Source organism: Microbacterium sp. NPDC055903 (assembly GCF_053615555.1).
This window is the reverse complement of record NZ_JBSHCA010000001.1, coordinates 2,000,146-2,010,204: the sequence shown is the minus strand read 5'-3', so window position 1 is coordinate 2,010,204 and position 10,059 is coordinate 2,000,146. Positions and strand designations below refer to the sequence as shown.

8 protein-coding genes and 1 tRNA gene are annotated in these 10,059 nt (G+C 68.3%); 2 read left to right on the top strand and 7 right to left on the bottom strand.

Translation table 11 applies throughout. The features are described from left to right. Positions 1-587: 587 nt before the first annotated feature. The 6 genes from ACWGJP_RS09320 to ACWGJP_RS09295 all read right to left on the bottom strand — a co-directional run bounded on the left by ACWGJP_RS09320 (position 588) and on the right by ACWGJP_RS09295 (position 3,761). Positions 588-953: an iron chaperone gene (locus ACWGJP_RS09320; RefSeq protein ID WP_452329471.1), complete on the bottom strand. Its 366-nt coding sequence runs from the start codon at positions 951-953 to the stop codon at positions 588-590. A 78-nt stretch (positions 954-1,031) separates the two neighbouring features. Continuing rightward, the gene (gene rplA, locus ACWGJP_RS09315) at positions 1,032-1,721 is read right to left on the bottom strand and encodes a 50S ribosomal protein L1 (protein ID WP_452329470.1); all 690 of its coding nucleotides are present in this window, start codon (positions 1,719-1,721) and stop codon (positions 1,032-1,034) included. Positions 1,722-1,732: 11 nt separating this feature from the next. Beyond that, positions 1,733-2,164 (bottom strand): 50S ribosomal protein L11, encoded by a 432-nt coding sequence (rplK, locus tag ACWGJP_RS09310; protein ID WP_452329469.1) that lies wholly within the window; start codon positions 2,162-2,164, stop codon positions 1,733-1,735. A gap of 173 nt (positions 2,165-2,337) precedes the next feature. Further along, the gene (gene nusG / locus ACWGJP_RS09305; RefSeq protein WP_452329468.1) at positions 2,338-3,336 is read right to left on the bottom strand and encodes a transcription termination/antitermination protein NusG; all 999 of its coding nucleotides are present in this window, start codon (positions 3,334-3,336) and stop codon (positions 2,338-2,340) included. Between the two features lie 47 nt (positions 3,337-3,383). Further along, positions 3,384-3,647, bottom strand: coding sequence for a preprotein translocase subunit SecE (gene secE / locus ACWGJP_RS09300; protein ID WP_452329467.1), 264 nt, complete (start codon positions 3,645-3,647; stop codon positions 3,384-3,386). Positions 3,648-3,688: 41 nt separating this feature from the next. Beyond that, positions 3,689-3,761: transfer RNA gene (locus tag ACWGJP_RS09295), tRNA-Trp, on the bottom strand. A gap of 157 nt (positions 3,762-3,918) precedes the next feature. Here ACWGJP_RS09295 and ACWGJP_RS09290 point away from each other — a divergent pair. Both ACWGJP_RS09290 and ACWGJP_RS09285 read left to right on the top strand, forming a co-directional pair. Next, complete coding sequence (locus ACWGJP_RS09290; RefSeq protein WP_452329466.1) at positions 3,919-5,736, top strand: HSP90 family protein; 1,818 nt, start codon at positions 3,919-3,921, stop codon at positions 5,734-5,736. A 42-nt stretch (positions 5,737-5,778) separates the two neighbouring features. Then, entirely contained in the window at positions 5,779-8,580 is a 2,802-nt protein-coding gene (locus ACWGJP_RS09285; RefSeq protein WP_452329465.1) for a tetratricopeptide repeat protein, read from the top strand. Positions 8,581-8,686: 106 nt separating this feature from the next. Here the strand turns inward: ACWGJP_RS09285 and ACWGJP_RS09280 are convergent, their stop codons facing one another. Next, complete coding sequence (locus ACWGJP_RS09280) at positions 8,687-10,048, bottom strand: NAD-dependent succinate-semialdehyde dehydrogenase (protein ID WP_452329464.1); 1,362 nt, start codon at positions 10,046-10,048, stop codon at positions 8,687-8,689. Positions 10,049-10,059: the final 11 nt, after the last annotated feature.

The window sequence follows — 10,059 nt, the reverse complement described above, 5'->3', positions numbered from 1 at the left end:
GGGAAAACGGCCATGCAGCGAGTTTGAAACTGACCAAAAGAATGAATATCAAACTGACATCCATATAAATTGATCCAAAGGAATCTCACCCCACCAAAGTGGAGTCGAGGTTATTTGGCATTTGACAAGTGCACGCTGTTGAGTTCTCAAGGATCGGACGCTCCCCCAACCCAGCCTCACGACCAGGCCCGAAGGGCAACTTCTCAATCTTATCCGCGCCGCTCAGCCTGTCAAATCGACACGCCGTAAGGGCGGAACCAGAGGTGATGTTCGAAGCCTTGAGGGCTTCGAGACAACTTCTCTAGCTTATCCGTTTCGCGGAGCCTGTCAAATCGGAGCAAGCGGATCAAGATCCGCTGCACAGCCGCTGACGGCGTACCACGAGGTGGATCCCCCATCCTAGACGCGAACGTCGAGACTCTCAAGAGAGAAGGAATCGGGGGTGGTTCTCCGCTTGAGGGGGGTGAGGCTTCTCGGCCTTTCCGCTTCCCTGTGGGGCGAACAAGTAACAACTTACGCGGGATCCGGGATCCGGGCAAATCCGGGCGGGATCCCTGGCGTGTCGCGCGCGTTCGCGCGGATCCTCGTCAGGAGCGACGACGCAGCGTCGGGTCGTCGATCTCCGCCATCCTCGCCCGCACGATGGCCCGGATGGTGTCATCCGGGATCGGCTCATCCGGCTGGAACCGGATCGTCCCCTTGCCGTGTTCGAACCCGGCGAGCAGCGGTGCGACCCGCTCGGGGACTCGGCCGCTGAACGGATAGAGACCGATGTGCTTGTTCGCTCTCATCACGGAGATCAGCGCCTTCCCCCGATGGATCAGAGCCGGCATCCCATAGCTCTTGCCTTGCTCGGTCTCCCCCGCCGTCTCTGCGGCGACGGCGTACACACGCCCGATCACCGCACGATCGTCATCGTCGAGCTCGGCGAGGTAGTCGTCGATCGTTCCCATGCCCGCATCAACCCACCGCAACCGCAGACGCAGAAGAGCCCCCGCCATGAGGCGAGGGCTCTTCGGAGAGACGCGAGGTCAGATGGCGTTGACGTCCAGCGGGATGCCAGGGCCGAACGTGGTCGACACGGCGCCCTTCTGGATGTAACGGCCCTTCGAGCTCGACGGCTTGAGGCGAACGATCTCCTCGAGCGCGGCCTTGATGTTCTCGTCCAGCTGCTCTGCCGAGAACGAGGCCTTGCCGACGACGAAGTGCACGTTGGCGTGCTTGTCGACACGGAACTCGATCTTGCCGCCCTTGATCTCCTCGACGGCCTTGGCCGTGTTCGGGGTCACGGTGCCGGTCTTCGGGTTCGGCATCAGGCCACGGGGACCCAGCACCTTTCCGAGACGACCGACCTGACCCATGAGCTCAGGGGTGGAGACAGCCGCGTCGAACGCGGTCCATCCGCCGGCGACCTTCTCGATGAGCTCGGCGCCGCCGACCTCATCGGCGCCTGCAGCGATCGCCGCTTCGGCCGCGGGGCCGGTGGCGAACACGATGACGCGGGCGGTCTTGCCGGTGCCGTGGGGCAGGATGACGGTGCCGCGCACCATCTGGTCCGCCTTGCGCGGGTCGACCGAGAGCTTCAGCGCGACCTCGACGGTGGAGTCGAACTTCGCCGAGCCGGTCTCCTTCGCGAGGGCGACAGCCTCGGACGGGGTGTAGAAACGGTCTGCCTCGATCTTCTCGGCGGCAGCGTTGTAAGCCTTGGACTTGGTAGCCATGATTATTCTCCTCAGCCCTCGACCGTGATGCCCATGGAACGGGCGGTGCCGGCGATGATCTTCGAGGCGGCCTCGATGTCGTTCGCGTTCAGGTCTGCCTGCTTCTGCTCGGCGATCTGACGGACCTGGTCCTTGGTGATCTTGCCGACCTTGACGGTGTGCGGCGTGGCCGAGCCCTTCTGCAGGCCGGCGGCCTTCTTGATGAGCTCCGCAGCCGGCGGGGTCTTCAGGATGAACGTGAAGCTGCGGTCCTCGTAGACGGTGATCTCCACGGGGATGACGTTGCCGCGCTGCGACTCCGTCGCGGCGTTGTACGCCTTGCAGAACTCCATGATGTTGACGCCATGCTGACCGAGCGCGGGGCCGATCGGCGGCGCCGGGTTGGCTGCACCGGCGTTGATCTGAAGCTTGATCAGGCCGGTCACCTTCTTCTTCGGTGCCATTCTCTTTCCTTTCGTCGAATCGGATGCCGTGAAGCATCCGTTTCTCCCGCGAGGCCGGCATCTCCGGACCGCGGTCGTCCGCGCGCGCGAAAGCGCACACAAACCAGGTAAGTCTACCGCATGAAGAACGCCCCGCCGGCCGGAGCCGAACGGGGCGTTCTTCGGAAGCGATGTCAGATCATCTTGGTGACCTGATCGAAGCTGAGCTCGACCGGGGTCTCGCGCTCGAAGAGCGAGACGAGGACGGTGAGCTTGCCGCTCTCCGGCTTGATCTCGCTGATCGAACCGGGAAGACCCGCGAACGAGCCCTCCTTGATCGTGATGGTCTCGCCGATCTCGAAGTCGACCTCGGCGACCGCCGGCCGCGCGACGGCGACGCCGCCCTTGGCCTGGACGTTCTTCGCCGTGGAGACGTCCTTGACCTCGACGAGGGACTTCAGCATGTTGAAGGCCTCTTCGAAACGCAGCGGCGTCGGGTTGTGCGCGTTGCCGACGAAGCCGGTGACGCCGGGCGTGTGACGCACGACGGACCAGGTGTCCTCGTTGAGCTCCATCCGCACGAGCACGTAGCCGGGGATCCGGACGCGCGTGACCATCTTGCGCTGGCCGTTCTTGATCTCGACGACGTCCTCCATGGGGACCTCGATCTGGTAGATGTCGTCCTCGACCTCGAGCGTCGACTTGCGCTGCTCGATGTTGGCCTTCACCTTGCGCTCGAAGCCGGCGTAGGAGTGGATGACGTACCACTTGCCGGGGAGCAGGCGCAGATCCTGGCGGAAGGCCTCGTACGGGTCCTCCTCGTCGTCGCCGTTCACGTCCGGTCCGTCGTACGGGGCAACCTCGTCCGCCGCCTCGGCGACCCGCTCGGCCGCCTCCTCTGCGACGGCGTCGTTCAGGACCTCGGCGGCCGCCTCGGCCTCCGCTGCCTCGTCCAGGTTGAGGGCATCGTTCACGATCGCGTCCGCCTCCGGGTCGTCGATGTCGGTGTCTTCGTCGTCGGTGTCGTCCGAGGCATCCTCGTCGTCGCCCTCGATGTGCAGGGCCGCGTGCTCAGCCGCCTCGACGGAACGCTCGGAGGCCTCGAGGACGTTGCCCTCCTGCGCCTCGTCGTCCTCGCTGGACTGCTCCGCGGCTGTCGCCCAGTCGGCGTCGTCGGAATATCGTTCAGACACGTTGTTTCTTTCCGTTCACTGCGGCAGGGTCGCCGCACGGGAATCCGTTACTGCGGGACCCCGAAGACCTGGGAGGTCAGCCACGAGAACGCGGTGTCCAGGCCGTACACGAGCGCCATGACGATGACGACGAACACGAGCACGACGCCGGTGAACTTGAACAGTTCCTTGCGGGTCGGAGTGACGACCTTGCGAAGCTCACCGATGACCTGGCGGAAGAAGAGCGCGATGCGGCCGAAGAAGCCCAGCTTCTTCACCCCGGCTGCGCCGCCTGCCGCGATGATCTCGCCGCGCGGTTCGTCCTGATCCATCGTGACTGTACCTTTCGTGTGCCAGCGCTTTGACTGACGCGCAGGGCGGACAGGAATCGAACCTGCAACCTGCGGTTTTGGAGACCGCTGCTCTGCCAATTGAGCTACCGCCCTAGAGACCGGATGGCCCCTGGATCCGCATCCTCCGCCGAGCCCTCGGGCACAGCGAAACAATGCAGACAACTGCCTGACCAGTGTAGGGCATCCCGAGCGCTCCGGCGAACCGGACCCCCTGCGGTAAGCTCATGCGCGGGCAAGAGGGGGATCCGGCGTGCACGACGACGTCCAGCAATTCCAGGTCGATCTGCGGGGCGTGGTCGACCTGCTGAGCAGGCACATCTATTCCAGTCCGCGCGTCTATCTGCGCGAGCTCCTGCAGAACGCCCGCGACGCGATCACCGCCCGTTCCGAGGTCGACGGCCTCGGCGGCACCATCCGCATCACCCCGCTCACCGAGTCATCCGGCGAGTTCGTCCTGCGCGACGACGGCGTCGGCCTCACCGCCGTCGAGGTCGCCGAGCTCCTCGCGACCGTCGGACGCAGCTCCAAGCGCGACATCTTCGACCTGCCCCGCAGCGATTACCTCGGCCAGTTCGGCATCGGGCTGCTCAGCTGCTTCATGGTCGCCGACACGATCGTGATCCGCTCGCAGAGCGCACGCGGCGGCGCGAGCGTCGAGTGGACGGGCCGCTCGGACGGCACGTTCACCGTCTCCGAGCTCGACGAGCGGCTCCCCGTCGGTACGAGCGTGCACCTCATCCCGCGCTTCGATCAGGACGATCTGCTGCGCCGGGATGCCGTGCGGGAGCTCGCCACCGCCTTCGGCGAGTTCCTGCCCGTGCGCGTCGTGCTCGAGACTCCCGGCGGCGACCTCGACGTCACACGACGCCCTCCGTTCCTCGATCAGGCGGCGAGCGCCGACGAAGTGCTCGCCTATGGCCGTGATCTCATCGGATCCCGCCCGCTCGACGTCATCGAGCTCAGCGAGCCGGCCACCGGAACGAGGGGCCTCGCCTACGTGCTCCCCTTCGCTCCGCCGCCGGGCGCACGCCAGGCGACGCGCATGTACCTGGGGCGGATGCTCCTCTCGGAGCGCGCGGACGACGTGCTCCCCGACTGGGCCTTCTTCGTCCGCGCCGTCGTCGACTCGACGGGGCTCGCGCCGACGGCCAGCCGGGAGTCGCTCGTCGAGGACACGGCTCTCGAACACGTCAGGGAGCACCTCGGCGCCGGCATCCGGCGCTGGGTCCTCGAACTCGGCCTGCGCGAACCGCATCGGCTGGCGCAGTTCGTCGCCGTGCACGAGGTGGGGCTGAAGTCCCTGGTGCGCCACGATGAGGAGCTCGCCCGCTTCATCACGCGCTGGCTGACGCTGGAGACCTCGCACGGGACCGTGCGTATCGGCGAGCTCGTCGAGAGCCACCATCGGATCCGCTACGCCCAGACCGTCGACGAGTTCCGCCAGGTGGCGGGGATCACCCCGGCCACCGAGGTGCTCGTCAACGGCGGTTATCTCTACGACGCCGACCTCGTGCGTATGCTGCCTGAGCTGTACCCCGACGTCTCCGTCGAGAGGGTCGATGTCACAGGCGAGCTCGACCGGCTCGATCCGCCGCCCCTCGACGACAGGGCCGCTGCCGTCGAGCTGGAGGCGCGCGCCGGAGCGGTGCTTCGCGCCTCGGACTGCTCGGTCGTGGTGCGCTCGATCGATCGCGAGGAGCTGCCCGCCCTGTACGTCGCCGACCCGGAGGTGCTGCGCTTCATCGACCGTTCGCGGACGAAGAGCATCACCGGCTCCCTCTGGGGCGGCGTGCTCGACCGGATCGATGATGCCTCCCACGCCGCGCGGGAGGACGATCTGCGCGCACGGCTGTGCCTGAACTGGTCGAACCGTGTGGTGCGCGCCCTCATCGGGGTCAGGGACGATGCCGTCTTCGCCCGCACCGTGCAGCTGTTGTACGTGCAGGCGCTGCTCGCAGGGCACCATCCCCTCACCGATGCCGATCGCACACTCATGACCACTGCGATGGCCGACCTCGTCGCGCTCTCCGCAGGAATCGACGTCGACACGATCGACGAACCACGCTGACCGACCGCCGCACTCCGCGCCGACCGACACCGAAGGACTCCGATGGCCCGCCCCAAGAAGCAGTTCCAACAGCTCCTCGAGGAGATCGACAGCACCCCCTGGGGTCCGGCTGAGGAGGCGCTCGTCGCCGAGGCCGTGGCACTCGCCCAGGAGATCGGCGACGACCGGCTCGAGTACCAGGCGCGCATGCGTCAGACGGCATCCGCGAACATGAACGGTGCGACGGATGTGATGCTGAACTCCTTCGCCTGGTGCCTCGCCCGTCACGACGCCGACCCGCGGCGGTTCCCCGCGGACATCGACAACGGCAGCGCGGACATCATGTGGCAGTTCAAGTGGATGGCGGCGGCGCTGCGCTCGTCGCCGGCGTTCTCGCCCGAGCAGATCGCCGCCGTGCTCGACGACATGGAGGCGCACTACCGCAAGGCGGGCCTTGGCATGAGCGGCGTGCTGACGGCGCGCTTCGAGGACGCCTGGGACGCCGGGCGGATGGAGGAGGCGGAGCGGCTGCGGGTGCAGCTCGAGGCGACGCCGCGCGACGACCACAGCCACTGCGACGCGTGCGGCCGCAGCCAGTTCGCCGGTTTCTTCGCCGACACCGACCGGGATGCCGACGCCATCCGCCTCGTCGAGGAGATGATCGAGGGCGGGTACTCCTGCGGCGAGGAGCCGGAGCATGCACTGAGCCGGGTGCTCCTGCCGTATCTGCGCGCCGAGCGGTTCGAAGAGGCGAAGGCCGCTCACCTGCGCAGCTATCGGCTCGCCAAGGACAACGCGGACAACCTCACGATCGTCGCCAACAACATCGTGTTCTGCGCGGTCACGGGCAACGAGCCCCGCGCGCTCGCCCTCGTCGAGCGACACCTGCCATGGCTCGCCCATGACGGGCTCAACGTGGACGCGCACTTCTCCGCCCTGGCGGCCTTCGCGCTGGCCCTGGACGCGGTCACCGCCGCCGGTCACGGCGAGACTCCGGTGCGGGGAGCGGACTCCCCGTCACTCGTGCCCTTCTTCGGAGAGCACGACGGCGCCTGGACCGCCGCGGACCTCGCCGCAGCAGCTTGGCAGGGCGCTGAGCGGATCGCGGCGGCGTTCGACGCCCGCGACGGCGGTACCGCCCATTCCGTCCGTCTGGAGCGCACTCGTGCGCTCCGGGGGCTCCGCTACGACGTCCCGATCCGATCGGATGCCTTCGTGGCCCAGAGCACCGCGGCGACGCCCGCCGACGCAGAGGCGTGGTACGACCGGGCGATGAACCTCGCGCAGTACGGCACGGAGCACGAGACGCTGAACGCGCTGCCGAAGGCGCTGGAGGTCGAAGACGCAGGCAAGCGCGCGCAGCTGCTGTCGATGCGCACCGGCATCCTCGTCGCCCTCGACCGGGCCGATGAGGCCCTCGCCCTGCTCCCCGAGCGCATCCTGGCGCTCAGGGAGGCAGGCCTCGGCGCGCAGGCGGACCTCGAGGAGCGCCTCGGGCTCGCGACCTTCGGCGCCGACTCCGCCGAGGACGTCGCAGCCCTGGATCGGGAACTGGCCTCATCCGAAGGACTGCCTGCCTGGACCAGGGGCGATCTCGCCTTCAGCCGGGCATCGATCCACCTGCGCGCCGACGAGCCGGATGCCGCGCTCGATCTCATCGAGCGCGCGGCCAGGGAGTTCTCCGAGGCAGGCGATGCGCGGCTGGTCAACACCACGACGCACCTCGCCATCTCCACGATGCTGAGCAAGGGCGACCTCGAGGCCGCGAACACGCTCACCGATCGCCTGCTCGCCCAGGACGACCTGAGCGCCGGACACCGCGCCCAGGCGCTGCAGACCCGCGCGCGGCTCCGCGGCGGGCGCGACGAGTTCGTCGAGGGCGCTCTGGACGCCGATGAGGCGTGCCGCATCCTCGCCGGCCTCGGCGCCGATCGCGCACTCGCCGCGGCGCACATGCTCGCGGGGGCGCTCTGGGAGGACGCCGGCGAGCCGGAGAAGGCGGTCAGCCGCTACCGCCTCACTGCACGCCTGATCGCCCAGCACGGCGGAGGCGACCAGATCGGAGCCGATTTCCGCCTCGCACGGGCCATGCTCGCCTCCGGCGCCGCCGCGGAGGCGGCCGAGTTGTTCGGCGACGTCCTCCAGCGCGAGGAGCAGGCCGATGTCGAGCCCGGCTCCAGGGCGATGACGGCGATGATGCTCGCCCGCGCGCTCTCCGCCGACGGCGAGTTCGGCCAGGCCGTCGGCGCCTTCGGCTACGCAGCCGGACTCTTCGAGGAGGCCGAGCAGGGCCCGGATCAGGCAGCCGCGCTCAGCGAGCAGGCCAGGATCCTCGCCCGATTCGATGAGCACGACGACGCCATCGAACTGCTCGAGAAGGCGGCGGAGATCGTCCGCAGGACTCCGGAAGCCGCAGGGCCCCTCTCGGAGGTGCTGCACAACCTCGGCCAGGCGTACGCCTCGCAGGCGGATGAGCGGGCCCTCGGCCTGTTCGACGAGGTCGCCGCCCTCGCGCAGCAGCACGAGGCGAACTGGCTGCTCGCAGACGTGACCGACTCTCGGGCGCGAGCCCTCGCGACGCTCGGGCGCACGGATGATGCGGTCTCCACCGCGCTCACGGCGGCTGACGGATTCGCCGCGATCGGCGACCTCGGCGCGGCAGCGGGCTCTGAGCTCTTCGCGGCGAGGGTGCTCTCCGCCGAACAGCGCGGCGAGGACGCCGTGGCCATCTACCGCACGGTGATCGAGCACGCTGCCGATGTCGCCCAACTGCGGCAGGTCGCTGCTCTCGAGCTCGGAGACGTGCTCGAAGGACTCGGGCGCGCCGCCGAGGCCGCTGAGGCCCGAGCCATCGCCGAATCCTGACCCCGCGGCTCACCCTCCGGCGGGCGGAGGGTCTCAAAAGGTCGCCTCCCCGGGAGGGAGGCGACCATTCGGGACACCCGGAGCGCGCTCCGAGTGTCCCGAACGCTCAGGCCTTGCGGATGAGCTTCTTGTTCACGAACTCGTCCGCGGCGAGCAGACCCAGCTCCCGTGAGGTGCCGCTGCGCTTCACGCCGCCGAACGGCAGCTCGGGGCTGTCCGCGAGGACGAGGTTCACGTAGACCATGCCGGCCTCGAGAGCATCCGCCACGCGTTCGGCCTGCTCGGGGTCGGTCGTGAAGACGTAGGAACCGAGACCAAAGCTCGTGTCGTTGGCCAGGTCGATCGCGGCCTGCTCATCCGCGACGCGGTAGACGACGCCGGCCGGCCCGAAGAGCTCCTCGCGGTAGACGTCCATGTCCGGCGTCACATCCGCGAGCAGCGTCGGCGCGAAGAACGTGCCCTCCCTGGTGCCTCCGGTCAGCAGCGTCGCGCCCTGCGACACGGCGGTGTCCACCTGCTCCTGCAGGCGCTCCGCCGCAGCCGACGAGGACAGCGGCCCCAGCACGGTATCCTCACGCGTCGGATCCTGCGCGGACACGGCGGCGAGCGAGGCCGTGAACTTCGTCGCGAACTCCTCGTAGAGACCGTCGACGACGATGAACCGCTTGGCACCGTTGCAGGACTGGCCGTTGTTGTCCAGCCTCGCATCGACGGCGGCCTGCACGACGGCATCCAGATCATCCGTGGACAGCACGATGAAGGGATCCGAGCCACCGAGCTCCAACGCGACCTTCTTCAGCGCGCGCCCGGCCACCTGCGCGACCGCTGCGCCCGCCCGCTCGGATCCGGTCACCGAGACGCCGTGGACGCGCGGGTCCTCGATGATCGTCGCCGCCTGGTCGTTCGTGGCGTAGACGTTGACGTACCCGCCGTCCGGGAGGCCCGCATCGCGGTAGATCCCCTCGAGGAACGCCGAGGACTCCGGGCACTGCGGGGCGTGCTTGAGGATGATCGTGTTGCCGATCGCGAGGTTCGGCGCCGCGAAACGGGCCACCTGATAGGCCGGGAAGTTCCACGGCATGATCCCCAGCAGCGCCCCCAGCGGAGCCCGGCGGACCACCGCCGTGCCGTCGCCGAGGATGTCCAGCGGCTGATCGGCGGTGATCCGCTCGATGTTGTCCGCGTAGAACTCGACGATGTCGGCGGAGAAGTCGACCTCGCCCTCGGCCGCGGCGATGGGCTTGCCCATCTCGCGGACCATGATCGCGGCGAGCTCGTCCCGGCGTTCGCGGTGCAGCTCGGCGATGCGCCGGATGACCGCCGCGCGCTCCGCCGGCGGCGTAGCGCCCCAGATCTTCGCCGCTGACGCGGCGCGCGCCACGGCATCCTCGATCTGGGCGTCCGTGAACGTCTCGTACTCGGCGAGGGTCTCCCCGGTCGCGGGGTTGATGACGGCGTACTCGGTCATGGTCCGGCCTT